Below are 24357 nucleotides of genomic sequence, written 5' to 3'. Positions count from 1 at the left end.
GCGTTCGCTTTTTTTATTATTTTACAGGTATGGCTTTCCGCAGTTCGTTCATAGGCTTCTGTTCGCTGTTTATGGCGGTCATGTGCAATGCGGCTCCGGCGCATCCGGAGTCGGGCCAGAACGGCTATTTCCAGATTGGCGCCGATGTCGATTTCGGGTTCAATGGTGGCCCGACCGACCCCACCTTCGCTGTGGATACCGCGGACTGGTACGGGCACAACTGGCGCGGCCTGCAGATTCCGCTCGAGAACGCCCGCAGTTACGAGGAACACGTGTCGCCGTTCTTCACGCTCAGTTTCCGCGCAGCTTACAAGGATTTCCACGTCTTGCTGGATCTGCCTCTCCGGCGCGATCTCGAAGCCTGGTATCAAGACAATTTGCACAAGAATTTTACGTACAAGCCGAGCGAACTCGATATCAACGTTCCGAACAATGCCTATGCCGTGTGGGAAAATCCCGTGGGCTACGTGCAGTTCGGTCGCTTTGCGGTTGACGAACTGAAGGTTTCCAAGAACGATATCCTTGTGGGCGGGGCCCCGTATCACGACGGCCTGTACTGGAAATTCGCTCCGAGCATCTTCCGCTACGATTTCCTTTTCAGTTCCCTCAATGCATGGCTTTACGGCGACATGCGTGGCGAAAACGGCTGCCCGCCCGTGGGCACTGAGGCCTATGTGCAAAAATGTACCGACCCCGGCAACCAGGTGGCAAACCAGCGCAATCGCGTGTACGATGAGAATGTCAAGACGTTCGTGTTTCACCGCTTCGGTATCGAGACCGGCAAGTTCTGGATATACGTGGCCGAGCAGAGCATGATAGGGGGCAAGTCGCCCGAGTTCCGTTCCATCAGCCCCTTCATCTATTGGCACGACAATTATGCAAACGGATACACCTCCGCGGCGACTTCCGTGGAACTGGGCTACAAGACTTCGAACGGTGCGCGGTTCTACGGCCAGGTGAACATGGAAGATATCAATAGCCCGGTGGGCGAGGATGACAATTTTGGCACGAGCCGTTCCGTCATCAACTTCCTTTTCGGCTATTACCATGAACTGGAAACGCGGACTGCGGGAAAGTTCTCCTGGAGACTCGACGTGGTGCGTACCGACCCTGTGGCGAACAACAGCAGGCTTCCGCTGCTCAAGTACACGAGCCGTCGCAACTACCGCAGCAACTTCCGTGAGCAGCAGGACATAGATTACGCCGATGCCTATTTTGTGGATTATCCGATTGGGTACCGTCGTGGCGCCGATGCTCTTGACGTGTGGCTTGATATCGGCTGGTCCCGTGGCCCGCATTCACTTGCGCTTACGCTCGCATGGCTCCGCCAGGGCGACAAGGAAATGTACACCGATTACAACGTGGCACTTGCCGGTGCCGAAAATTCTCCGTCGGGAATTGAGGAAGCGCAATACCTGCTCGACGGTGTCTACCGCATGAAGGTGAACGGCTGGTTCGGTTTCTACGTGGGTGGCGGCTTCCGCTATTACGAAAATCTCACTCATGTCAAAGGTGACGACGGCTTTGATGGCTGGCTCCGTTCGGGCATACGCTTCACGTTCAATCCGGTTGACTTGAAATTTTAGACTAGGCAAAACATTTTGGCAAATCCATAAAAATTGAAGAAGCTCTGCCTCGGCAGGGCTTTTTGGTACTTTGGGTGTGTTTTCTTGTTGTCTAATATCTATATTATTTGAAAATCAAGGAGTATTTTATGGCAGAAATCGGTACACCTCTAAGTTCTAGCGCTACCAAGGTCCTGTTCTGTGGAGCAGGCGAACTGGGCAAGGAAGTCATCATCGAGATGATGCGTCTGGGCGTCGAAGTGATTGCCGTGGACCGCTACGCCAATGCTCCCGGTATGCAGGTGGCTCATCGCAGCCATGTCATCAACATGCTCGACGGTGCCGAACTCCGCCGCGTGATTGAACTGGAAAAGCCGGACTACATCGTTCCCGAGGTGGAGGCGATTGCGACCGATACGCTCGTAGAACTCGAAAAGGAAGGCTTTACCGTCATCCCGACCGCGAAGGCCACCAAGCTTACCATGAACCGCGAAGGCATCCGTCGCCTGGCTGCCGAAGAACTCGGCATCAAGACGAGCCCGTACCGCTTCGCCGACAATTTTGAAGATTTCAAGGCCGCCGTCAAGGAAATCGGCATCCCCTGCGTGGTGAAGCCGGTGATGAGTTCCTCGGGCCACGGCCAGAGTGTCATCAAGACCGAAGCCGATATCCAGAACTCCTGGGATATTTCCCAGCATGAGGGCCGTACGGGCCATGCCAGCCGTGTGATTGTGGAAGGTTTCGTGCCGTTCGATTACGAAATTACCCTGCTCACGGTTCGCCATGTGGCGGGCACGAGTTTCCTGGAACCGATTGGCCACCACCAGGTGGGCGGTGATTACCAGGAATCTTGGCAGCCGCAGCCGATGAAACCGGAACTGCTGGAACAGGCGAAGGTGATTGCGAAGAAGGTGACGGACGCCCTCGGTGGTCGCGGCATCTTCGGCGTGGAACTCTTCGTGTGCAAGGACGAGGTGCTGTTCAGCGAAGTTTCCCCGCGTCCGCACGATACCGGCATGGTGACCCTCATCAGCCAGGACCTCTCTGAATTTGCACTGCATGCCCGCGCCATCCTTGGCTTGCCCATCCCGAACATTGCGTTCCACGGCCCGAGCGCCTCGAAGGCGATTGTGGTGGACGGCAATTCCGACCACGTGAAGTTCGGTGGCTTGGAAGATGTGCTCGCCGAACCCGATACGGCGCTCCGCCTGTTCGGTAAGCCCGAACTTAAGGGCCACCGCCGCCTGGGCGTGTTGCTTGCCCGTCGCGATACCGTGGAAGAAGCCAAGGCGCAGGTCATGGCCATGCGCGAGAAGGTGAAGGTGAAACTGTAATTGTTTGTGTCATCCTGAAGTGAGTCCGTAGGGCGAACGATAGGGGTTATTTGGAAAAAAGTAAATGAAGAAGTTATTTGGAATATTGTTGCCCGCGTTGCTTGTCGCGTGCTATTCTCCCGAACCGTTCGAGGCCGAGGCGGGTGATACCGCTAGCCAGGCTTCTGGTTCAGTGTATCCGGTGAATACGATGGAGCAGATTTGCAATCCGTCCGTTTCGCAGGATACGGTGAATTTCCCGGCGTCCATGCTTTGGCTCAACTTCGGCAGTGACCTTAAGGTGACTCGTCCCGATTCGGAATATACGGTTTCAAAGGCGGATGTTGTCCAGCATGACCGCTTGACGATTTCCGATACGGCGGGCAAGGTGCTTTGGTACATGATGGCGGATTTTGATGCGGGCGATTGCCAGTTCCAGGATCCGGAATGGAGTACGCATCCCGATTATGTCGTGGCGCTCCGAGCCTACGATATCAATGGCCGCAAGTCGTGTTATGACTTGGACTATGGCATGTTTGCCGTGCGCCTTTCCGACAGCAAGAAGTTCTGGTTCTACGACAAGGATATTATTGAAACGGCGACTCCGCATCTCTGGGTTTCTCCGGATGCAAGCGTCGAAGAAGATGCCGCTGACTCCACTGTGGAGGGATTCTTCGGTACGAAGGATGTCCGTCTTACTTACGTGAGCGAGAAGAAAGAAATCGTGTTTGTCGATTTTGCTAATGGCGGGCTCAAGAAGGCCAAGACGCTCAAGAAGCCTGCTGACCGTTCTTCCTGGGATATAGACAGCCCGTTGATTTCTCCGGATGGCAAGTTCGTTGTGTATAACATGCTGGAAAATCCAGCCACCTGGGAAGCTTACATCCAGGAACTTTCTTCGTCTTCCGTTCCGGTGAAGATTGAACGCTTGTCGGGTTCGACATCGGATCCGGCTCAGCCGCACTGGTTTGAATACAATGGACACCTGTACGTGTTGTGGACCGAGTTCCCGCAGAATTGGCCGCAGATGCTCAACAAGAGCGACCTCCGTGAAACGTCTACTCAGGATGGTTCCGTCGGCCGTACCGTGATGCGCGAAGTCCGTTTGCTTGCGGGCGCGCCTGTCGACCTCTCTGTTGAATGGGTGGGGGAAGCCCGTACGGTGGCTTCCGTTCCCATGATGGGAGGGCGTTCTCCCGATGGCAAGTTCCTTGCTACTGGTACAAACTACGGCTTCCTGCTTGAACTCCCGTGAGGTGCACCATGAAAAAGCAGAATATTTTTAAATACGGTGCAGTTGCGGTTTTGGCCGCTGCCTCTTTCTTTGTTTCGTACAATGTTCCTGTCGAACCTGCGACTCCGTGGCAGTCCATTGGCGGCTGCGGTGCGGGCGGTTCCGGTGGTGGTTCCGGCGACGGCATCAAGTGGATTGGTCAGGGAGTCTCCGGTGGCTACCTTGAGACGGAAGTGTTCACCAAGTACAATGTCGGGCAGAACTTCTCCGCCTTGACGCTCACCCCGCATTTCTCCATCAAGCCTACCTGGTCCACGAAGCTCGGTGTTTCCATCCCGTTCGTGTCGCATCAGGGCGAAGTGCAGTATCGCAGTAACCAGGCTCCGGCAGACAGGAGCACAGGTGGCCTCGGCGATATCAGTTTCGATTTCAGCAAGACCATCGGTAGCGGTGGCGCAGCATCGCTTTCGGCAAGCCTCTCGATTCCTACGGGCCAGTACGACATCAAGCGCGGTAACGATGCCGCACAAGAGTTTCTGCCTTCGAGTTTCCAGAAGGGCTCGGGCCTTTATTCCCTCACGCTCGGCTGGGATTACAGCCGCGATACCGACAAGGGAATCTGGCTTTACAGCCTGAGTTACACGCACCCGTTCGCAATGCATTTGATTTCGGGTGAGAACGAGTTCAACGATACTTATTGGAAGGATATCAAGCACGAAGGCGACCGCTTCGAATACCGTTTCAAACCCTATGGCGAAAACGATTTGGGCGCCTACACGCCGCCTTCCGTGAGCGCGTCTGTCGCCTATGGCTACCGTGGTCGTCCGGGGATTGTGCAGAGCCTCGGTCTCAATTTCTCCGTGCCTCTCGGCGTGGCGTGGATCAGTTCCGAGAAGGCGGATACGTACGACCCGCGTCCGGATCCCGATCACCAGGCCTGGTCGCTTGCGATTGCTTACGGCATCGAATTCTCGAATGCGGATTTCCCGGTGTTCCTTGCGCTGTCTGTGCCTATTCACGACAAGAGCAATCCTGCCAATCCGAAAAATGAATACGATGATTCTCCGATGCGCAAATGGGATGCTCCGGACTGGAATGATATCCTCCAGCAGTGGACTATCGCTGTCGGCATAAAGGGAAGTTTCTTCTAGTTTGTATAAAATTGCGGCGTCGGCAGTCCGATTCTTGAATCTGTCCGCTGCATCACGAAACTCTAGGCTCGCGGGTGCGTCTTCTTGAAGGCGGCGCGCAGGCGTTCTGCATTTACATGCGTATAAACTTGAGTGGTGGAGATGTTCGAATGACCGAGCATCTCTTTTACGCTCATGATTTCGGCGCCGTTTTCGAGCAGGTGCGTGGCGAAGCTGTGCCGCAGCACGTGCGGGCTCGCCTTGCCCTCCCATCCGATTTCGCGGAGCAAGTCGTGGATGTCGTTCCGGAGGGTGCGCAGTCCATAGGGCCTGCCGTCTTCGCTTAGGAATACGTAGCCTGTGGCGGTAGGCTGGTGACCTGCTTCGATTTGCATTTGTCTGTAATTTGCGATGCGTTCGATGAAACTTCCGGTGAGCGGCACGATGCGTTCCTTGTTCCCCTTGCCAAGCACGCGCACGAGTTTCGCGTTGGTGTCGATCCGGTCCCACGTGAGCATCTGGCATTCCGAGATGCGGAGCCCGGAACCGTAGATGAGTTCGAGCAGAATGCGCGCCCGTACCTGCGGGAGCGTCGGGTTCTCGAGTTCAGGGAATTTCTCGGGCGCGAGGTCCTTCTGGCCGAGTACGTTCACGAGCCGCTTCGGCCGTTTGGGCATCGGGATGTTCTCTGCGGGATTTTTCTCGAGCGTCTTGCTCTTGATGAGGTACTTGCCGAAACTCTTCAGGGCGGCGAGGTGCTCGCAAATGCTCGTGGGGGCGAGCTTCTGCTTCATCTTCAGGTCCCACACGAAGGCTTTCACGTTCATCTCGGAGAAGACGGAAAGTGCCGGAGCGTTTTCGATGCGCGATGCGTCGTAACCCAGGTGCGAGAGGAACTTCTCGAGCGACTTTCGGTACGTGTCTACGGTGCGCGGCGAGAACCTGCGCCTCTCCGCGATGTACTGCAGAAATTGTTCGATGTGTTCCGGAAGTTCCATGCTGCGTAATTTAACAAACGGCTGGCGGTGCTTGGCTGCATGGTGGCATGTGAAGGCTCTTTTTGCATTCATTGCGCGGCACTGGCTTTGCTTGCGAAATACGCTCGAATTGTCTTGAAATGCGCAATAAGGGCTTTTTAGGTTGGTCTCAGAAATGTGAAAAATCTATTTTATGGACAGAATATGAGAATCGCGAGTTTTTTTGAAATGTTTGTCGGCATGGTGGCGCTCGTGTCCGTGCCTGCTCTGGCCGTCGACCGCGTGGCTGGTGCGAACGCCTCCCTCGATATCGAACCGGGAGCACGTTCTGCCGCGCTCGGTTCTACGACGATGGCGATTGATGGCGATTACCTCGGGCTTGTTTCCAACCCGTACCAGCTTTCCAATGTGCGCTACATGTGGGCGAGTTTCTCGCATACGGAATATTTCGAGGACACGCGTTACGATTATGCGTCGGTGACTCTTCCGCTGGGGCTCGACCAGGGGCTGGGGATTTCTTTTGCTCGCTTCGGCGCCGACGACATTCCGCTCATTCGCGAGGGCGATGCGCTGCCCGAAGGTAGCGACTACGAGACGCTTTCGATTGCCGACTGGATGCTTTCGGCTACATGGGGCCGCCGCATTTTTGACCGTTTCGAACTGGGCGTAGGATTCCACCTGTTGTACCGCGACATGGACCAGTCGGGTTTCGGCTTCCGCGGCGATGTGGGCCTGCGTTACCGCATTTTGGATGACCTTTACGTTTCGGGACTCTTGAAGGGCTGGACCTCTTCTGCGACGAAATGGGATTCGGGCGAGTTCGAATATTCCGCTCCGGACCTCTTCCTTGCTGCAAGCTACGGCCTGGACATCCGCTACCTTTACGGGAAGCTCGGGCTCTACTGGCAGAGCGCCGGCGTGTTTAGGCACGAGGCGCGCGACCTCGGGTTCGAGACCGACGAATCCCGCGGCGATCCCCTCTGGAGGAATCCGCTGGACTGGCTTTCGGGTGGCCGTGGCGGTATAGAGTTTTCCTTCGATTTCGGGCTCAGCCTGCGCGCGGGCCTGTCTAGCTTTACGACGTTCCGGAGCTTTACCGCGGGTGCGGGTATCGTCATCGCGAAGTTCCTGCGTGTCGACTATGCGTTTGAATCGCACCCGGTTCTTTCGCCGGTGCACCGCGTGAGCATAAGCGTTAGCCCGTACCTGTTCTCGCATGCGCCCAGGCCCGAGCCGGTAAGGCCCGCTGCTGCGGCCCCGACCACGCTTCTCGGTGCGGAGGCGGAAGAGCCCGAAGTGAAGGCCGAGGATGAACCGGCCCCGCAGGAGAACGCTCCGGCAGCGCCGGTCGTGGAGGAAACTTCCGAGGAAGTCTTGGAAACGCGTCCTTCCGGCGGTATACAGTGGGAAGAGTGACAAATGTTGCCTGATTTTAACATTTTTCGAGCCAAATTTTTCACATCCCCCGTTTTTTAGTTTATATTTCTGCATATGACGCAATTGAAGAACTATCGCGAAGTTGGCATTTTTGACTTGTTGTCCGCACCGCTCAATCCGATTGGGGCGTTTGACGCTGAGCAGTTCAAGAAGGACGCCCGCAAGTTGATCGATGACAATCCCGATGATAAGTTCGTGGCGGTCGACCTGACTGGGCTCGATTTCGTTTATAGCGATGCCTACAATGCTTTTGTGCAGTTCCAGAGTGAACTTTCGAGTAAGGGGGGCATGCTTGCTCTCCTCAGCAACAGTCCTTCCATCGCCGACGGTCTCAGGAAGGCTGGCCTCGATCGCTCGCTCAAGGTGTTCTCGTTCGAAGCCGAGATGATGTCGTTCTCCCTGCATAGCCGCGGGCCGGCAGAATCTCCTGCTGCACAGGAACCCGCTCCTGCCGCTCCGGTGGAGCCGGAACCGTCTCCGGTCGCGTCGCAGAATGGCTCCATGGCGGAAAGCGATATGCGGTCCGAACGCCGCACCAGCCATAACCGTCGCTTTACCAAGAGTTTCAATGCGGTCGTGAAAGACGAGAAGAAGCTTGCCGCGAAGGGCATGAACATGCCTTTCGAGGAAGAATCCTCCTCGGGCAAGACCGTATTCTTCATTATCCTTATCCTTCTGCTGCTCGGTGGCGGTCTTGCCGCCTATTTCCTGATGTAATCGGATGGCTGAAGGCTTTTCGGAACATCGTTGTAAAAAGAAGTACAAGTCTAAACGGCGGAACTATCCGGTAGTCCGGGTGTTCCTCCTGTGCCTTTTCTTTTTCCTTTTCATAAAGCTGGGTTTTGCCGAGAAGCTGGTGAACATGCTCCCGCTTCCGGAAAACGAGGAGGTCGTGGTAAACGACTGGAAGGCGAAGTGCGAGTCGATGCGCGGGACTCCGTTCGAACTGAACGGCGGGCTCGGACAGTGCTCCTGGGTCGTTTCCGATTCCGTATTCTTCTTGCCGAACGATTTCTTGCGGTATGTCGCGTCGCAGGCGAAGACTCCGCATGCCAAGTTGCATTGGATCGCACCGCGTGAGGATTTTTCGAGCGCCGTTCTTGTACAGCGGGAGGACTCGTTAGTTTATACGTACCTCCACGTGATGGGCCAGGATTCGCTCTTTTACTGGGTGAGCATCGACAACGGCTGCCGCTATCCGGGAATCTGTCCCAGGCAACCGCTCGACTGGTCGGCGGTCACCATCACCGGCGACTTTGACTTCGAAGGCAAGGAATCGATGCTTACGATGGACGCCATGCTCGGCATAGGGGAGGCGCCTATCCATCCGATTCTTCCGGGCTACGTGCTTTCTTCGGGAAAGGATTCCCTGGGGCATTTCGTGGAACTCGATCACGGGAACAACATCACCTCGCGCATGTCGGGCATGTATCCTGTGAATCCCGCCGATACGGTTCCGTTCATCGTCGGCGAATATCTCGACATGAATTCTACGGTCGGTCGCCTTGCCCCGCGCGACAGCGCGAAGTTCTTCCTCACCGTGCGTCAGAACGGTTTCTTTGTGCGCTGGGCCGATCTCTATGCGCAGACGCATCCGCTCGACAGTGTCGAAATTGCTAAATTCGTAAAGCAGATAAAGCTTTAGCATTTCTGGAGAGCACGTGTCGAATCGAAATCCTGTTGTAATCCTCCTCGTCGCGCTTTTTGCGCTGTTCTTCTGCGTGACCGCATGTACGCAGGATGACGACGGGGCGCTCCCGCTTTCGTCGGGCGACGATTACTTTTCGGGCATGGGCTTTTTCCGCAAGGCGGAACTCGATTCCGGTGCGCGCATCCACCTTGTTTCCGATACGCTGTTCCTGCAGATGGGCTACCTCTGGACGTTCGCCAATTGCGCCCTCAAGGAAATCGAAATCGATAAGAGCAGGGAAGGACAGTCGCTCGTTATTTCGCCCAAGGTGATTCTTGAATACGACGGGGAGGATTGCCCCGCTCCGTACTACCATCCGGATACGGTCCTTTCGCTCGTGCTCGATGAAGACGAAATGGAGGATGTCTCGCAAATCTTGGTACGCAACGACGAGGACTCGCTGCTCGATTCCATCCTCCTGCGTCGCGGAAAATTCGAACTCGATACGTTCAAGTTGTTTGTGGATTCCCTGTTCGATTCCGTACATGCGCTTCCGTTGCGCACGAAGGGTTCCCCCTCGATAATGAGGGTGCTGGACAGTCTTACGCCCCGAGTGTTTTACTGGCGGCCGATGAAGTCGGATTGCGAATTGCGTGTCGACATGTGCGATTCGGTGGTAAACGATACGATTTTCCCGTCTTCTTGGGATTTGAGCGATACGGCGCTCGTGCCCATGCGCAAACTCTGCGCGCTCGGCGATTCCGTTTATTGTGTGAGTGCCCGCTGGGTGAACGACTCGACGAAGTTGGGTGACGTGCAGGAACGCGCCGACACGGTATGGCACACGAGCCTCTACTACGTGGAAAAGATTCCCGAATGCGCTTCGGTGAACTCCATCTCCTTCGGGACGTTTGCCTTGGACCATGATTTTACCATAGTGCGAGAACTCATGGTTCCCGACGGTGACGAGACGTTCTGCGGGCCTGCTGCCAGGAAGGACCTTTTCGTTTATGATATCCAGCGCATGCGCTTCTTCCCCGATTCCCTCGATGTCGATTCGCTTTATGGAATCTGGAAGTCCGAGGCGACAGTCGTAAAGTAAGGCTAGCGAGGTTTTCTAATGCTTGTTGACGGTATTGAATTTACGTTTGCCCCCGAGATCGCGGCAGACGATTACCAGGTCGTTCTCGACTGCAATTTTTTCAGGGACTGGCTTTCGGCGGTAAAGTCCAAGTTCAGGGTGCAGAAGATTCATTTTGCTTCGGTCGACTTTTTTAGGAAGGAACACCGTCCGCTGTTTATTAAGTTGTCTGCGACGGCGACTCTTTCGGACAATCGCCCTGTCAACGGAATCGTGGTTCTGCGCGGGAACGCGGTGGGCGTGCTTGTGGTGCTGCGCTGCGAAGGCGAAAAGTACCTGCTGCTCGTGCGCCAGCCCCGCCTGGCCATTTCCGAGACGACATCCCTCGAAATACCCGCGGGAATTCTCGACTGGAGCGGAGACTACCGCAAGGTGGCGCTTTCTGAACTGGAAGAAGAAGCGCAGATTGTGGCCGACGATTCGGAACTGATCGACCTTACCGAATTCTGGTGGAAGGGCTCGACTCCCGGTTTTGCGGGCAGCTGCGGGCTCTTGGACGAGCGTATTCGGTTGTACGCAATTGAACGCGACGTGACCCGTGAGCAGCTCGATGCCATGAATGGGAAAAACCAGACCTATGTCGAAGAGAACGAGTGGATCCGCACGGAAGTGCTCCCGTACGAAGAAGCCGCCCACAAGTTTGTGGACGGCAAGAATCTGATTGCTCTTTTCCTTTACGAACGCTGGCTGGAAGCTAATGCGGTTACTAGTCGCTAGTGACTAGTATTTCTATTATCAAGAGGCTTCTAGATTAAGGCTTTACTAGTAACTCAGAACTTGGAACTAGGAACTGTGCTTACCAGTTCCCTAGGTTATTGACGGTGACGCCTACGAAGAACACGAGCAGGTAGCCGTACCAGAGTCCGGTGAGGATGTAGTTCGATGCGCGCTTGTACGCCTTCGGCTCGCTCTTGTTCTTTTCGCGGATGCGGACGATGTTCTTGTACAGGTAGAATACGGAAACGGCGATGCCGATGAGGGATGCGATAATCAGAAGTACGTAAGCCATGCGGTAAATATAGGAATTAAGAGTTGAAAATGAAAAACTAAAAATGAATTGTTTAACTTTTTGTTTTTTCACTTTCCATCTCGCTTTTTGCCGTTTATTTGAGGCGTTTTTTCCTTTTAATCCCTTGTTTTTAGCGAATCGCGGTTGCCTAGACCACTAAAAATTTCTCTATTTGGTGTGTCTTGACGTTCGTGGACCCGATTTCGGCTTAAATGAGCAGATTTCGGGGCCGTATACGAACGCCGTTTATTATACGAGGTTTATTTGGTTAACCAGAAGTTGGATACGCTCATCGCCCAGGCATGCGAGGCTGTTGGCGTAACATTGGTGGAACAGGACATGTTCCGTGCCGGGAAGCGCAAGACGCTCCGCCTATACATAGACAAGCCCGAAGGGGTAACGATTGACGATTGCTCCAATGTGAGCCGTCACCTTTCCGACGCTCTGGACCTCGATCCGGACATTATTGATGGCGCCTATACGCTCGAAGTGTCGTCGCCGGGGTTAGACCGCCCCCTCAAGTCGGTTGCTGATTTTACCCGCAACATCGGGCGGTTCGTGCGCGTGACGCGCAGTACCGGTAAACCCATTACCGGAAAGCTGAAGGCTGCGGACGAAGAGAATTTGACGATCACCCTCAAGGGAAATGCCGGTGACGTTGTCGTGCCCCGCTCCGAAGTGCTGGTCGCGAAAGTGGATGTACAAATATAATAGGAAGGTCTAAAATGGCTAAAAAGAACGAACCCAAGGTTAATTTGGTTGAAGTGCTCAAGGAAGTGATGGAAGCCAAGAACATGGACGACGAAATCATCGAGGGTGCCCTCAAGCAGGCCCTGATTTCTGCCGCTCGCAAGTATTTGCACATCGACAAGAAAATTGAAGTGGATATCGACAAGGAAACGAACGACATCCATGTGTTCCTGCGCGTTGAAGTCGTGGACGACTATCCGGACTACGACCCGAACATGACCGCCGAAGAAGTTGAAGAAATGGACGAAGGCTACATGCTCGTCGCCGAAGCCCAGGAATACAACGAAGACGCTCAGCCGGGTGACTTCCTCGAAATGGAAGTGCCGACCACCTCCTTCGGTCGCCAGGCCATCCAGACCGCCAAGCAGCTTTTGACCCAGCAGATTCGCGATGCAGAACGCCAGAAGATCATGAACACCTACCGTGGCCGTATCGGAACGATGATCAGCGGCGAAGTGCTGCGTCTCGAAGGCCGCAACGTGATCGTTTCCTTGGGCAAGCAGACCGAAGCCATGATTCCGCCGCGTGAACAGATTGGTCACGAACGCCTCGTGCAGGGCCAGTCCGTGAAGGCCGTCATCGCCCGCGTGGAAGAATCCGCGAAGAACGGTGCGCAGGTCATCCTGTCCCGTGCAAGTGGCGAATTCCTCAAGGAACTCTTCCGCCAGGAAGTTCCGGAAATTTACGAAGGCTCCGTCGAAATCAAGGGTGTCGCCCGCGAACCGGGTTACCGCGCCAAGATTGCCGTTTACTCTCGCGACGAGAAGATCGACCCGGTCGGCGCATGCGTTGGCATGAAGGGTGCCCGCGTGCAGACGATTGTTCGCGAACTCGGCAACGAACGCATCGATATCGTTCACTGGAACGAAAACCTTGACGTGTTCATCACTCGCGCCCTTTCTCCGGCGAATGTCGTGAAGCTCGCTGAAGTTCCGGGTACGCGCCGCGTGGTGGTCGTCATCAACGACGACAACCTGGCCCAGGCAATCGGCAAGAACGGCCAGAACGTGAAGCTCGCTTCCCAGTTGGTGGAACGCGACCTCGACGTGTTCGGCGAGAAGGAATGGTCCGAGAAGGATGACGAAGCCAAGGCTCAGGTTCTGGCTCCGCGTCCGCAGGAACTCCATCGCAGCGCCGTGCAGAAGGTCGAAGCGCTCTTTGGTGAAGCCGAAAAACAGGAAGAAGGCAACTAGGTTCTTTCTTCAAGAAAAGGGATTTATTAACAGGCTATTGAATGAGTATAGAAGAACAGATTAAACCAATCGATTGGGCGAAGGAACACGGGGTCAAGAGCGATTTCGTGGTGAAACTTCTGCGCGACAACGGTGTCAAGGTATTGACGCAGGTGTCGAAGGTGAACGCTTCTGAATTCGAGAAGATCGAAGCTGCCGTCGCCGAAGAAAAGAAAAAGCAGGAAGCCCGCGCCAAGAACCTGAAGAAGCCCGCTTCTTCGGATGCCGCCGCGGCTCCCGTCGAAAAGACCAAGTCCACGACATCGACTACGACCAAGAACGGCGTGAAGGTGAGCCTCAAGCGCTCGACGGTGAAGAAGCCGGCCGCGACAAAGACCGCTGCCCCGAAGGCAGCCGCTGCCGCTCCTGCTGCTCCCGCAGCGCCCGTTGCACCTGCCGCTCCCGCCGCTCCGGCCGCGAAGGTCGAGGCACCGGCTGCTCCGGCAGTCGCACCCGCTCCGGCAGCGCCCGCTGCTCCGGCCGAGGTGAAGAAGCCCGAACCGGTCAAGGTCGAAAAGCCCGTGGAGGCTCCCGCCGAACCCAAGATTTCCGTGAAGCCCGCCGCTGCCCCTGAGCCTGTTGCAGCGCCGGCCGCTCCCGAAGTCAAGACTCCGGCACCGAAGGCGGAAGAAGCTCCCGCCCCGAAGCCCGCGGCTCCCGCACCGTCGCCTGCACCGCAGCCGACGATGATGACCGCGAATACAGAACTTAAGCAGCCGCCGATGAAGGCGCAGGTGTTCAAACCCGATGCTGCCATCCTCGCGCGTATCGCGAAGTCGCAGCAGCAGGCCGGCAACGCCCGTGGCAACAACCGCCGTCCGGGACCGGGTGGCCGTGGCCAGGGTAATGCCCAGGGCTATACGGGTTCGTTCGGCCCGCGTACCGGTGGCACAGGCGACAATCGCGGCAATGGCCAGCGCAGACCCGGTCAGGGTGGTGGCGCCAGCAGTTCCCGCGGCGGCTACACCGGCCGTAGCGGTGGATTCTCCAGCGGCTCCATGCAGGAAGCCTTCAACGCTAGCGCATCCGGAATGGGTTCGCAGAATGCGGGCAAGGGCGGCAATGCAGCGAAGGGCCAGAACGGCCGTCATGGCAACGACAAGAACCGTCGCGGCAATGGCCGTGACCGCCAGGAGCAGCAGAAGGAACAGCAGCAGGAAATGGTTCGCCAGAACGTTTCCCGCGTTATGGCTGACCTCTCCAAGAAGCCTGTCAAGAAGGTTTACCGCAAGGAACACAACGACAATTCTACGGGCGAAGAGAAGAAGATTCTCAAGACGTCCGACTTCATCACTGTGGGTGAACTCGCCGGTCTTATGGACCAGATGCCGGCCCGCGTGATTGCGAAGTGCATGGAAATGGGCATGATGGTGACCATCAACGCCCGCCTCGATTTCGAGACCATCCAGATTCTTGCCGACGAATTCGGTTACGAAGCTCAGCTGATGGAAGAATACGAGGAAGAAGCACTCGGCGTGGAAGAGGAATCCCAGGAAAACATGAAGCCGCGTCATCCGGTGGTGACCGTGATGGGCCACGTTGACCATGGTAAGACCTCTCTCCTCGACTGGATTCGCAAGACTCACGTTGTGTCCGGCGAATCGGGCGGCATTACGCAGCACATTGGTGCTTACGAAGTGACGACGGCGCAGGGCAAGGTGACGTTCCTCGATACTCCGGGTCACGAGGCGTTCAGCGCCATGCGTGCTCGCGGTTCCCAGGTGACCGACGTTATCGTGCTCGTGGTGGCTGCCGACTCCATGGTGATGCCCCAGACTGTCGAATGTATTGAACTTGCAAAGCGCGAGAAGGTCCCGATGGTTGTCGCCATCACGAAGATCGACCTTCCGACGGCGAACCCCGACAAGATTCGCTCCCAGCTTGCCGAACGCGGCGTGGAAGTGGAACAGTGGGGTGGCCAGACGAGCTGCGTGGAAGTTTCCGCGCGTACGGGCCAGGGCATGGATCAGCTTTTGGAAACGCTCGCCCTCGAAGCCGAAGTTCAGGAACTCAAGGCGAATCCGGACGCTCATGCTCGCGGTGCCGTGGTGGAATCCAAGCTCGACGTGGGCAAGGGCTCCATGGCCACGATCCTCGTGCAGAACGGTACGCTCCATGTGGGTGACCCGTTTGTGTGCGGTATCTACGCCGGTAAGGTGCGCGCCATGTTCAACGAACGTGGTGAACAGCTCAAGGCCGTGCCGCCTTCCAGCCCCTGCCAGGTGCTCGGTTTCGACGGTACGCCGCAGGCTGGTGACGACCTCATCGTGGTCGACGACGAAAAGACCGCACGTGAAATTGCGAGCAAGCGCCGCATGGCCGCTCGTGAACGCGACCTGCGCTCCCGTAACGTCAAGACCCTGGAAGATACGTTTAACGATAGGAAGGAAGGCAAGCTTTCCGAACTCAACCTCATCGTCAAGGCCGACGTGGGTGGTTCTGCCGAAGCTCTTGCCGCCTCTCTCGAAAAGCTTACCAACAAGGAAGTGCGCGTCAACATTATCCGCAAGGGTGTGGGTACCATTACGGAATCCGATATCCTCCTCGCGACGACCGCACAGGCGATTATCATTTCGTTCCACCTGATGCCTTCGCTCTCCATCCGCGAAATGGCGCAGAAGGAAGGTATCGAAATCCGCAACTACCGCGTGATTTACGACTGCATCGAAGATATCACGAACGCCGTAGAAGGCCTCCTCAAGCCTATCATGCGCGAGGAACTCTCCGGCGAAGCCGAAATCCGTCAGGTGTTCAAGATTCCGAAGATCGGCCTCATCGCCGGCTGTATGGTTACCGACGGCGAAGTCGACCGTACCTCTCACGTTCGCGTGTACCGCAACGGCGTGGAACTCGGTACTACCGTGGTCCAGTCGCTCAAGCGCATGAAGGACGACGTGAAGTCCGTCGTACGCGGTTTCGAATGCGGTATCGGCCTCAAGGGCTACGACGATATCAAGGAAGGCGACAGCCTTATCTTCTTCAAGGAAGTCAAGGTTGCACGTACTCTGAAGGATGTCGCCCGCGAAGAAGCCGAAGAGAAGGCCAAGAAGGCCGCCGAGGGTTCGAATGAGTCGTAGGACTGACAGACTGGGCGAACAGTTCCGCGAGGAAATCGGAAAGCTCCTGCAGAAGGGGCTGAAGGATCCTCGCGTGAGCAGCCTTTCGAGCATTACGCGCGTAACGATTACCGAAGACCTGAGCTATGCGAAGGTTCTCGTTTCGGTGATGGGTTCGGACAAGGAAAAGCGCGATTCTTTGATTGGCCTCAACAATTCCGCCGGCTATATCCGCGGGGTTCTTGGCAAGGCGCTCAAGATTCGCAAGATTCCTGAACTGAACTTCGTGCTGGACGAAAACTTGGAACATGCGATGCACATCGAGGAAATCCTCGCCGAGCTGAAGCAGAAAGGGGAACTCTAGTTGGCTCCCTCGGGATTCATCCTGTTGGACAAAGTCGCAGGCGAAACTTCGTTTAAGGCCCTTTTCCCGTTGAAAAGGGTCTTTTCTACTAAGCGCGTGGGGCATGCCGGAACGCTCGATTTGCGGGCTTCGGGCCTGATTATCGCGGCTACGGGCCGTGCGACGCGCCTGCTGCCTTATGTGGAAGCGAAGGACAAGTGCTACACGTTCCGCCTGCATTTGGGCTACGAGACCGATACCCTCGAATGGGACGGTGACGTGGTGGAACAGGATGAGGTGTTGCTGGAGGAACAAAACAGCAGTGTCATCCTGAGCCCATTCGACAAGCTCAGGGTGAACTCCGAGGCGGAGCCTCGGAGTCGAAGGATTTCTCGCGCAGACTTGGAGGCGGTTCTCCCGCAATTCACTGGCGATATTGACCAGGTTCCGCCCCGCTATTGCGCTGTGAAAATTGATGGCCGTCGTGCAAGCGACTTGGCCGAACGCGGAAGGGATTTCGAACTGAAACCGCGTCGCATCCACATCGAGTCGCTCCGGATTGTGGGCGAGGGTGGCGTGACCGAAGGCAGTTCCGGCAAGGAATTCGCGACGTTCGATATCGAATGCGTGTGCAGCAAGGGAACCTACGTGCGCGCGCTCGGACGCGACATTGCTCGTGCTCTTAAGACCTGCGGGTGTGTCTCGCAGATTCGCCGTCATCGCATTGGCAAGGTTTCTGTGGAATCCGCCGTGCGCGGGGAAGACTTGACCCGCGAACATTTGAAGTCGGTGGAAGAGGTGCTCGATTTTCCGGTCCTGAAACTCGATGACGAGCAGATGGCTATCATCCACAAGGGAAATTGGATTCCATGGCATGAGCCCGTGGAAGGCGCCAAGATGCAGCAGGGGCGCGGTGAAGATTGCGAGAGGCTCGTGTTCGCCGCCGATTCAAATGGCAATGTGCTGAGCGTGTGCCGCTATGAGCCGGGCCGCATTTGCCCGAAGATTTATTTGGGAGAAGATTGATGAGTTTGTCGGATCAAGTGAAACGCGCCGTGACGATGGGCAATTTCGATGGGTGCCACCTGGGACACCAGGCGCTTTTCCGTACCCTGAAGGCCGTCGCTGAAGTGAACGGCTGGATTCCGACGGTCATCAGCTTTGAACCTCATTCCAACTATGTGCTGCGTGGCCCTGGCGACCCGCTGCTCCTTACCACCACCGAAGAAAAGCGCGAGTTTATTGAAAGCCTCGGACTCGATTTCTTGGTGCTGCCGTTTACGCCCGAAGTCGCGAAACTCCCGTTCGATGTATTTGTCCGCAAGGAACTCATCGAAAAGCGCGGCGTGTGCTCCATGTTCTTTGGACACGATCACTGCTTTGGCGCTGGCGGCAAGGGAAACTACGAGACGATTACCGCTGCGTTCCCTGAACTTTCGACGGCGATGCTTTCCATCGTGCTGCATAAGGGCGAGCGCGTGAGTTCTTCTGCGGTGCGCAATGCGCTTTTGAACGGTGACGTTTCCCGCGCGCAGACTTACCTCGGGCGCCCCTACCGCCTCTCCGGCACCGTAGTCGTTGGCAAGCGCCTTGGGCATACCATCGGGTTCCCGACTGCGAACCTGCAGGTAGAACAGTACAAGTTCTTGCCGAAAACCGGCGTGTACGTGGCGTCCGCCAGACTTGCGGATGGCCGCATTTTCCGCGCCGTGGTGAATATCGGCGTGCAGCCCTCTGCGCCTGGACTCCACCAGATGGCCATCGAGGCCTACCTTCTCGATTTCAGCGAGGATATCTACGGGCAGCACCTGGTGCTCGACCTGATGGCCTATTTGCGCCCGGAACAGAAATTCGCCAGCATGGAAGACCTTGTCCGCCAAATCGGCATGGACGCCGACACCGCCAAGAACTACAACGGCAACCACTGGGCCGAATAGAAACCAAGCCCACGCCGCCGAAAATTTCCTATGATTTTAGAGCGGAGTTTGTGAAAGATGAAGAATTGTAATATTGGGTTTTACGCTTTACTTTGGTTTTTATTCTCCATTTTTTGTTTTCTTTCTTGCACAAAAACAGAGCCTGTGCAAGAAAAAGAACAAACGAAAACATTCAGAACATCCTTCTGGGAAATAGAGGTTCCCCTGTCTTACAGCATTGATTCAGCAGACCATTGGGAAATGGGACGTGCCTATTTTTTGAAGAATAAAAAAAATGAGCATGTGATGACAATCCGTAGCGGTTCGAATTCAGTTTATGCCTTAAATGAACGCGCAATTTATTCAACCGATGAGTTTAGCGTCAACAATAAAGTTGATACAAGCATCTATTGGGAAGACAAAATCTATAAGGAAAGAATAGTTGTGCTACAAGCGAATCGTTTAGAGAAAGTGATCATTCGTAATGAACCAGTAATGCATAATTTTCCTATTATGTTTGAGTTCATCTGTATTCTAAATTTTTTTGATTCACAAACGTGCGATGATATTGTGAATTCGGCAAAAAGAATTCATAAGTAATTAGGATTTTTTTTTATTGGAGAGGTGGGGTTCAACATGAAAATAAAATGCTGCTTTTTACTATTGCTTGTTTTCCTGGGCTGTGAGAAAAGCGAGGAAACAGAAAAAGTAGATTCGGTATTTAGCGAAATCAGTTCTAGTCAATCAACCCTTGACAGAGCGAAGATAAATCGGTGCAAGCAGTGCTCATATAATGAAGACTTTTATATGACTTTTGAGCTGTTCTTGAGGTATTACTTTAGTCATTTTGACAACTCTTTTTCTTTAGATGATGATCTTGTGATTTATAAGCTTCCGGCGGATGACAATTATTTTATGTACACCAAGAACAAAGAAGTAAATAAGGTCTGGTCGGGTGTTTGTGGTGTATATGAGAATCTATCGCCGGAGCAAATGGAAAGATTAAATAATATTGAAAATAAAGTAAGAGTTGTGACAAAAAAAGAATCGACAAAAAATGGACCAAGAATTTCCTTGTTCGTGTGGAAGGGGAAAAGTAAAAAGTATGGTACATTAAAAGATAGATTTGAGTATTTTCCAGGCAATGAAGAAATCAGAGGAGAAGATGATATGTACAATTTCTTTGCGAAAGAAGTCTTTGTTCATGGATGCAAAAAACATCTTCTATTAGCTTTTTAAGTGACCGAGGGCAAGCTCAAGTGAAGAAACTCTAAAAGAACGCGGATAAGGATTATGATGCAGAAGTTTTCCTGTATTGTGTTGAGTTTGTTTGGATTGCTATATGCTGACTGTCCCCAAAAAATGGTGCAGTCGGACTTATTTATGATTCGTGATACAGGGAAACAGTGCGTTGTATATAACGAAATAGAATTAAGCGATTGTGTTAAGGATTTTCCATACAAGAATTATGTTTTTTTGATAGATTATGTGAGCACATCATTAATTGTATGGAATGATTATATGGCGTATTTGAATGTAAGTGTGCCTGGAGGCGTGTCTAAGAAAAATGGGAAATGGATAAGAAAACCTGATGCAAGAAATTTTTGTGTTGATAAAAATGGTATAAAGGAAATAGACTATTACGCTCCATATGCCAAAGAAACAATTGAAGAAAAAATACGAAGGATGGCTTCTCAAAAGCGTAAAATGAAATGATTAAAAAGGTCGCTCCGGCGGCCTTTTGCGTTAAGGGGCTGTGCTGAAGGCTGCTATACGAGAGTGTTGTCGAGCCCGAAGACTTCGCCGAGCTGCTTGTCGTCCATGTCGGCGAGCCATGTTTCGCCGGCGCTCACGGTCATGTTGGCGATAGACTTCTTGGTTTCCAACAACGCGTTGATTTTTTCTTCGAACGTTCCCTTGGTAATGAACCTGTGGACTTGCACGTTGCGCGTCTGCCCGATACGGAAGGCGCGGTCGGTGGCCTGCGCTTCGATGGCGGGGTTCCACCAGAGGTCGTAATGGATGACCTGCGATGCGGCGGTGAGGTTGAGGCCTGTTCCGCCCGCCTTTAGCGAGAGGATGAGCACCTTGCAATCCGGGTTTTCCTGGAGGTCGCGCACCATGGCCTCGCGCTGTGTCTGCGAGCAGCCACCGTGGTAGAAATGCACCTTCAGTTTCAGTTCCTTCTCGATTGTCGATTTCAGCAGTTCTCCCATTTCGGCAAACTGCGTGAAGATGAGGGTCTTTTCGCCCTGTTCTTGTATGGAGGTGAGCAGGTCGAGGAGCATCTGCAACTTGCCCGAAGTGAGTTCCGGCGCCTTTTCTGCGGGCGTTTTTTCTGCCGGCGCACTTGACGCCTGCGCGGTATCGGCCTGCGAGTCGCTTGCCGCGGCTCCGTTTTCACCTGCGGGCGCATCGCCCTCGGACTCTACATTTGCTGCCGTCGCACCCTTGAGGAATGTCGCCGGGTGGTTGCAAATCTGCTTGAGCGCGAGTATCATCTGCAAGATGATTCCCTTGCGCTTGAAGAGGGCGTGCGCGTCGTTCGCCTTCTCGCTGAGCGCCTGTTCCATCTCGAGTTCCTGCATGAAGTGCTCGAGCGTCTTCTGGTACAGAGCCGCCTGCGGCTTGGTGAGTTCGGCGTACTCGTCCTGGATAATCTTGTCGGGCAAGTCGCTGATGATGCTCTTGTCGGTCTTGAGGCGGCGCAGCATGAACGGCGCGGTAATCTTGCGGAAGGTTTCCGCCACCTTCTCGTTGCCCATTTTCTGGATAGGCGTCTCGAACTTTTCGCGGAATTCCGCCGCGCTCGGGAAGAACCCGCGGTTCGCGAAATCCATGATGGTCCAGAATTCCATGAGGCGGTTTTCTACAGGCGTGCCGCTCATCGCGATTTTCATGGGGGCGCGCATTTTACGGAGCAGCTTGCTCTGTTCACTGTCGGCGTTCTTGATGTTCTGCGCTTCGTCGATGATGATGGCCTGCCACTGGAGCGCATTCAGGGCTTCAAAATCCTTGCGGAAGGTGGCGTAAGTGGTGAGCAGCACGTCGGCATGGAACTTTTCGAGGTCGCGGCTTCCGCCATGGTAGGCGAAGAACGTGAGGTCGGGCGCGAATTTCTTGATTTCGACCTGCCAGTTGCAAAGCAGGCCCGCGGGCAGCACCACGATGGCCTTGCGTTCGGCGAGCTTGCCTTCTTCGTGCATCTTGAGGAGGAAGGCGATGACCTGGAGCGTTTTTCCAAGACCCATGTCGTCGGCGAGAATACATCCGAAACCGATTTCGAGGTTCTTGTACATCCATGAGTAGCCGCGCACTTGGTAGGGGCGGAGCGTCGCGTTCAGGTGTTCGGGCAGGGCGACTTCGGTTTCGCTGCGCCAGGAATCGAACTGCTGCTTGAATTCGCCCGCCATGTCGACCGGGATGCCGTCGCATTCGCCGGTGAAGCATGCCTGCACGAGCTTGGCCTGCGTGATTTCGGGAACGCCGTCCGCTTCTTCGTCTGAATCCGCATCGCTCGCGGCCTCCGAGCCCGAGGCGCTTTCCGTGCCCGCGTTTGAACCTTTTTTGCCGGCGCCTTCCTTACCAGAACTCTTCGCGTCCGACTTGCCCTCCAACTTTTCGCGGATGGCTTTCAAATCTTCTTCCGAGACGGTCACGTACTGCGATTTGTATTTCAGGAGCCCGTCCGCGTTTTCGGCAAGCTCCAGGAATTCTTCCGCCGAGATGTTCTCGTCGCCGATTGCCACTTCCCAGTCGAAATCGAGCAGGTCGTTCGCGGTAAACGCTCCGAAGCTCATGCTCCCCTGCAGGCGTATCTTGGGTTTGGGCTTGCCCACGTTCAGCAGGTTCTTCGGGATTTCGGTCTTGATGCCGAAAATTTCGAGTTTCTTCAGGCAATCCTGCAAAAATTCGAGAAGCACGCCTCCTTGCATCATGATGGGGGAGGCCGCCCGGTTTTCGATGTAGGTGCCCATCGGCTTGAAGGAATCCGCGATGCCGTTCAGGATGTTCAGAATCGAGAGGAGCCGCGCGTCGTTTTCTTCGAACAGGGTGGAAAGCGGCGTGAGCTTGTCTGCGTCAAAGACGAAAACTTCGAGAGCGACCTGTTCGCCTGTCTCGTAGCACTTGAAAAGCAGTTGCGTGCGGAAATCCAAACTCGAGTAGACTGAGAACCACTTCTGGATTTTCCCGGGGATGGCGTGCGCGCTGTTGGCGAGTTTGCCCGAGACGCTGGTGAAGAAGAACGAAAGCAGGTTCGTGTGGTTCGTCTTGAGGGGCGTCTTGTAGGTGTGCGCGAACTTGAGCAACTGCGAAATGAAAAGCGAAAGCACATGTTCCGCCGGTTCGGCAATTTCGACAAATTCGTCTTCTTTTGCCGTGAACGCGAACTTTGGCGGGGCGGCTGCTTCGAGGTCCGCGACAATCCCGAGAATGTCGGGGAGCATTTCCGCGGGGAGCCAGCGCATCTGCGCGACGTCCTTGCCGATCCATAGGACCTGCGGGTAGATGGCGCCTGTCCGTACCAAGTGGTAGGCGACGTTCAGGAGCAACAGCAGGTAACGTACCGAATAGCTGTGCCACGAGAGGTTCCCTTTGTCGAGACAGCAGAGTGCGCCCATCACGCTCGAGACGGCGAGTCCGCTCTTGATGACGTTCCCGTTTTCGCCCGCTTGCTCGAAATACCAACGCCAGCCGTCCTTGTGGAACAGGCGCAGGCTTTCTTTTTCCATCAGGAACGTCTTCGCGTTGTTCGCGCGGAAGTGTTCCGCGAATACGTCGAAGTTCTCGTAGTTCAAGAAGAACTTGCGGCAGCCTTCCAGTTCGTCGGTGTAGCTCTTGCGGAAGTTGCCGGCGGGGCAGAACGACGGGAAGTTCTGCAGCATGGCGGGCAGTATGCGCGAGTAGTCCTTCCAGTCAACGTAGTTGAATACGGGCAGGCGCTGTGGCGGCGTGCGCGAAACCCCTTGCGGCGATCCGGCGAAGAGGCTGGTGCTGGCGTCTTCGGCGAAGTCGAGGCTGTTGTCGACCTTTTCTTCGAAAATCTTGTTCCTGCCGCCTGCGGTCCGCACGAGGTTCTTCTCGTCGGGGGCGTCGATGTTCGACGTCATGGCGGGGCGTTCCTGGTAGTGGGCGAGGTCGAGTCCGTGGAGCTTGAATAGGAGCGCGGGCTCGGTGCTGGCCATTTCGGCAATCTTGAGGAAGGTCGCGGCGATATACTTGCACGGGACTGGGTCGCGGCAGTCGCAGCCCATCTTCACATCTTCGCTGTTATCGAAAATGTTGATGCCGCTCTTCGCGAGCAAAAGTTCTATAGGCGGGTTCATCGCCCCGTTCTTGAGGGCGAGCATCTCGGAGGGCTGCTGCATCAGCAGGTTTATGAAGACCCCGATTTTTTCGTCGTGGAATTTGGGGAATACGATGTAGTTGTTGTGGAGGCCGCCGTTTGGCCCCTTCACTACGGAAATGACGCGGTTGTCGATGATGTCGATGCTCGTGACCTGCCCGCGTTCCACGAAGCGCATGCCCTGGATGACGGTCTGGTCGTCACACGACCGGAAAAGGCCTTCCAGCCATTTGTTGCACCACCAAGTTTTCCCGTACTTTCCAAAATCCATTACACC

General features: G+C 54.9%; 21 protein-coding genes. 18 read left to right on the top strand and 3 right to left on the bottom strand.

Annotation, left to right across the window (positions count from 1 at the left end; translation table 11 throughout):
* The first annotated feature begins 29 nt into the window (after positions 1-29).
* The 4 genes from IK012_RS01830 to IK012_RS01815 all read left to right on the top strand — a co-directional run bounded on the left by IK012_RS01830 (position 30) and on the right by IK012_RS01815 (position 5263).
* Positions 30-1586 carry a hypothetical protein gene (locus tag IK012_RS01830; protein ID WP_290949706.1) on the top strand — a complete coding sequence of 519 codons (1557 nt, stop codon included), beginning with the start codon at positions 30-32 and terminating at the stop codon, positions 1584-1586.
* 128 nt (positions 1587-1714) lie between these two features.
* The gene (gene purT / locus IK012_RS01825) at positions 1715-2899 is read left to right on the top strand and encodes a formate-dependent phosphoribosylglycinamide formyltransferase (protein WP_290949704.1); all 1185 of its coding nucleotides are present in this window, start codon (positions 1715-1717) and stop codon (positions 2897-2899) included.
* Between the two features lie 64 nt (positions 2900-2963).
* Positions 2964-4133: a hypothetical protein gene (locus IK012_RS01820; RefSeq protein ID WP_290949702.1), complete on the top strand. Its 1170-nt coding sequence runs from the start codon at positions 2964-2966 to the stop codon at positions 4131-4133.
* A gap of 8 nt (positions 4134-4141) precedes the next feature.
* Positions 4142-5263, top strand: coding sequence for a hypothetical protein (locus IK012_RS01815; RefSeq protein WP_290949700.1), 1122 nt, complete (start codon positions 4142-4144; stop codon positions 5261-5263).
* Positions 5264-5325: 62 nt separating this feature from the next.
* Here IK012_RS01815 and IK012_RS01810 read toward each other — a convergent pair whose 3' ends face one another.
* Positions 5326-6240 (bottom strand): tyrosine-type recombinase/integrase, encoded by a 915-nt coding sequence (locus IK012_RS01810; RefSeq protein WP_290949699.1) that lies wholly within the window; start codon positions 6238-6240, stop codon positions 5326-5328.
* 183 nt (positions 6241-6423) lie between these two features.
* Here IK012_RS01810 and IK012_RS01805 point away from each other — a divergent pair, with 183 nt between their 5' ends.
* The 5 genes from IK012_RS01805 to IK012_RS01785 all read left to right on the top strand — a co-directional run bounded on the left by IK012_RS01805 (position 6424) and on the right by IK012_RS01785 (position 11144).
* Positions 6424-7635, top strand: a complete 1212-nt coding sequence (locus IK012_RS01805; RefSeq protein WP_290949698.1) for a hypothetical protein — start codon at positions 6424-6426, stop codon at positions 7633-7635.
* Between the two features lie 75 nt (positions 7636-7710).
* Positions 7711-8373, top strand: coding sequence for an STAS domain-containing protein (locus tag IK012_RS01800; protein WP_173378734.1), 663 nt, complete (start codon positions 7711-7713; stop codon positions 8371-8373).
* A 4-nt stretch (positions 8374-8377) separates the two neighbouring features.
* On the top strand, positions 8378-9301 hold the full coding sequence (locus IK012_RS01795; RefSeq protein ID WP_290949695.1) for a peptidase M23: 924 nt from the start codon (positions 8378-8380) through the stop codon (positions 9299-9301).
* A 16-nt stretch (positions 9302-9317) separates the two neighbouring features.
* Positions 9318-10388, top strand: coding sequence for a hypothetical protein (locus IK012_RS01790; RefSeq protein WP_290949693.1), 1071 nt, complete (start codon positions 9318-9320; stop codon positions 10386-10388).
* 18 nt (positions 10389-10406) lie between these two features.
* Entirely contained in the window at positions 10407-11144 is a 738-nt protein-coding gene (locus IK012_RS01785) for an NUDIX domain-containing protein (RefSeq protein WP_290949689.1), read from the top strand.
* A 79-nt stretch (positions 11145-11223) separates the two neighbouring features.
* On the opposite strand, the gene IK012_RS01780 is transcribed toward IK012_RS01785, so the two are convergent.
* A complete protein-coding gene (locus IK012_RS01780; protein ID WP_290949684.1) occupies positions 11224-11436 on the bottom strand; it encodes a hypothetical protein in 213 nt (70 codons plus the stop codon).
* A gap of 264 nt (positions 11437-11700) precedes the next feature.
* Between IK012_RS01780 and rimP the strand changes: the two genes are divergently transcribed.
* From rimP to IK012_RS01735, 9 genes are all read left to right on the top strand, one after another.
* The gene (rimP, locus tag IK012_RS01775) at positions 11701-12147 is read left to right on the top strand and encodes a ribosome maturation factor RimP (RefSeq protein ID WP_290949682.1); all 447 of its coding nucleotides are present in this window, start codon (positions 11701-11703) and stop codon (positions 12145-12147) included.
* Positions 12148-12161: 14 nt separating this feature from the next.
* Positions 12162-13379, top strand: coding sequence for a transcription termination factor NusA (nusA, locus tag IK012_RS01770; protein ID WP_173378730.1), 1218 nt, complete (start codon positions 12162-12164; stop codon positions 13377-13379).
* A 41-nt stretch (positions 13380-13420) separates the two neighbouring features.
* Positions 13421-16495 (top strand): translation initiation factor IF-2, encoded by a 3075-nt coding sequence (infB, locus tag IK012_RS01765; RefSeq protein WP_290949678.1) that lies wholly within the window; start codon positions 13421-13423, stop codon positions 16493-16495.
* Positions 16485-16838 (top strand): 30S ribosome-binding factor RbfA, encoded by a 354-nt coding sequence (rbfA, locus tag IK012_RS01760; RefSeq protein ID WP_088638362.1) that lies wholly within the window; start codon positions 16485-16487, stop codon positions 16836-16838. The genes infB and rbfA overlap by 11 nt, the downstream gene beginning before the upstream one ends.
* Before the next feature lie 69 nt (positions 16839-16907).
* A complete protein-coding gene (locus IK012_RS01755; protein WP_290949675.1) occupies positions 16908-17843 on the top strand; it encodes a tRNA pseudouridine(55) synthase TruB in 936 nt (311 codons plus the stop codon).
* Positions 17843-18754: a riboflavin biosynthesis protein RibF gene (gene ribF, locus IK012_RS01750; RefSeq protein ID WP_290949673.1), complete on the top strand. Its 912-nt coding sequence runs from the start codon at positions 17843-17845 to the stop codon at positions 18752-18754. The genes IK012_RS01755 and ribF overlap by 1 nt, the downstream gene beginning before the upstream one ends.
* 57 nt (positions 18755-18811) lie before the next feature.
* Entirely contained in the window at positions 18812-19333 is a 522-nt protein-coding gene (locus IK012_RS01745) for a hypothetical protein (protein WP_290949671.1), read from the top strand.
* Between the two features lie 36 nt (positions 19334-19369).
* Positions 19370-19972, top strand: a complete 603-nt coding sequence (locus IK012_RS01740) for a hypothetical protein (protein ID WP_290949669.1) — start codon at positions 19370-19372, stop codon at positions 19970-19972.
* Positions 19973-20026: 54 nt separating this feature from the next.
* On the top strand, positions 20027-20449 hold the full coding sequence (locus IK012_RS01735; RefSeq protein WP_290949668.1) for a hypothetical protein: 423 nt from the start codon (positions 20027-20029) through the stop codon (positions 20447-20449).
* A 53-nt stretch (positions 20450-20502) separates the two neighbouring features.
* Here the strand turns inward: IK012_RS01735 and IK012_RS01730 are convergent, their stop codons facing one another.
* Positions 20503-24351, bottom strand: coding sequence for an SNF2-related protein (locus IK012_RS01730; protein WP_290949666.1), 3849 nt, complete (start codon positions 24349-24351; stop codon positions 20503-20505).
* Positions 24352-24357 lie beyond the last annotated feature (6 nt).

This window comes from Fibrobacter sp. (assembly GCF_017551775.1).
GTDB lineage: Bacteria > Fibrobacterota > Fibrobacteria > Fibrobacterales > Fibrobacteraceae > Fibrobacter.
The sequence above is the reverse complement of the archived record's forward strand: the minus strand, read 5'-3'. Positions and strand labels throughout refer to the sequence as shown.

Excerpts from the sequence above, each read along its gene's own strand:
- IK012_RS01830 (WP_290949706.1), top strand. The coding sequence starts at position 30 with ATGGCTTTCCGCAGTTCGTTCATAGGCTTCTGTTCGCTGTTTATGGCG.
- purT (WP_290949704.1), top strand. The coding sequence starts at position 1,715 with ATGGCAGAAATCGGTACACCTCTAAGTTCTAGCGCTACCAAGGTCCTG.
- IK012_RS01820 (WP_290949702.1), top strand. The coding sequence starts at position 2,964 with ATGAAGAAGTTATTTGGAATATTGTTGCCCGCGTTGCTTGTCGCGTGC.
- IK012_RS01815 (WP_290949700.1), top strand. The coding sequence starts at position 4,142 with ATGAAAAAGCAGAATATTTTTAAATACGGTGCAGTTGCGGTTTTGGCC.
- IK012_RS01810 (WP_290949699.1), bottom strand. The coding sequence starts at position 6,240 with ATGGAACTTCCGGAACACATCGAACAATTTCTGCAGTACATCGCGGAG.
- IK012_RS01805 (WP_290949698.1), top strand. The coding sequence starts at position 6,424 with ATGAGAATCGCGAGTTTTTTTGAAATGTTTGTCGGCATGGTGGCGCTC.
- IK012_RS01800 (WP_173378734.1), top strand. The coding sequence starts at position 7,711 with ATGACGCAATTGAAGAACTATCGCGAAGTTGGCATTTTTGACTTGTTG.
- IK012_RS01795 (WP_290949695.1), top strand. The coding sequence starts at position 8,378 with ATGGCTGAAGGCTTTTCGGAACATCGTTGTAAAAAGAAGTACAAGTCT.
- IK012_RS01785 (WP_290949689.1), top strand. The coding sequence starts at position 10,407 with ATGCTTGTTGACGGTATTGAATTTACGTTTGCCCCCGAGATCGCGGCA.
- IK012_RS01780 (WP_290949684.1), bottom strand. The coding sequence starts at position 11,436 with ATGGCTTACGTACTTCTGATTATCGCATCCCTCATCGGCATCGCCGTT.
- nusA (WP_173378730.1), top strand. The coding sequence starts at position 12,162 with ATGGCTAAAAAGAACGAACCCAAGGTTAATTTGGTTGAAGTGCTCAAG.
- infB (WP_290949678.1), top strand. The coding sequence starts at position 13,421 with ATGAGTATAGAAGAACAGATTAAACCAATCGATTGGGCGAAGGAACAC.
- rbfA (WP_088638362.1), top strand. The coding sequence starts at position 16,485 with ATGAGTCGTAGGACTGACAGACTGGGCGAACAGTTCCGCGAGGAAATC.
- ribF (WP_290949673.1), top strand. The coding sequence starts at position 17,843 with ATGAGTTTGTCGGATCAAGTGAAACGCGCCGTGACGATGGGCAATTTC.
- IK012_RS01745 (WP_290949671.1), top strand. The coding sequence starts at position 18,812 with ATGAAGAATTGTAATATTGGGTTTTACGCTTTACTTTGGTTTTTATTC.
- IK012_RS01740 (WP_290949669.1), top strand. The coding sequence starts at position 19,370 with ATGAAAATAAAATGCTGCTTTTTACTATTGCTTGTTTTCCTGGGCTGT.
- IK012_RS01735 (WP_290949668.1), top strand. The coding sequence starts at position 20,027 with ATGATGCAGAAGTTTTCCTGTATTGTGTTGAGTTTGTTTGGATTGCTA.
- IK012_RS01730 (WP_290949666.1), bottom strand. The coding sequence starts at position 24,351 with ATGGATTTTGGAAAGTACGGGAAAACTTGGTGGTGCAACAAATGGCTG.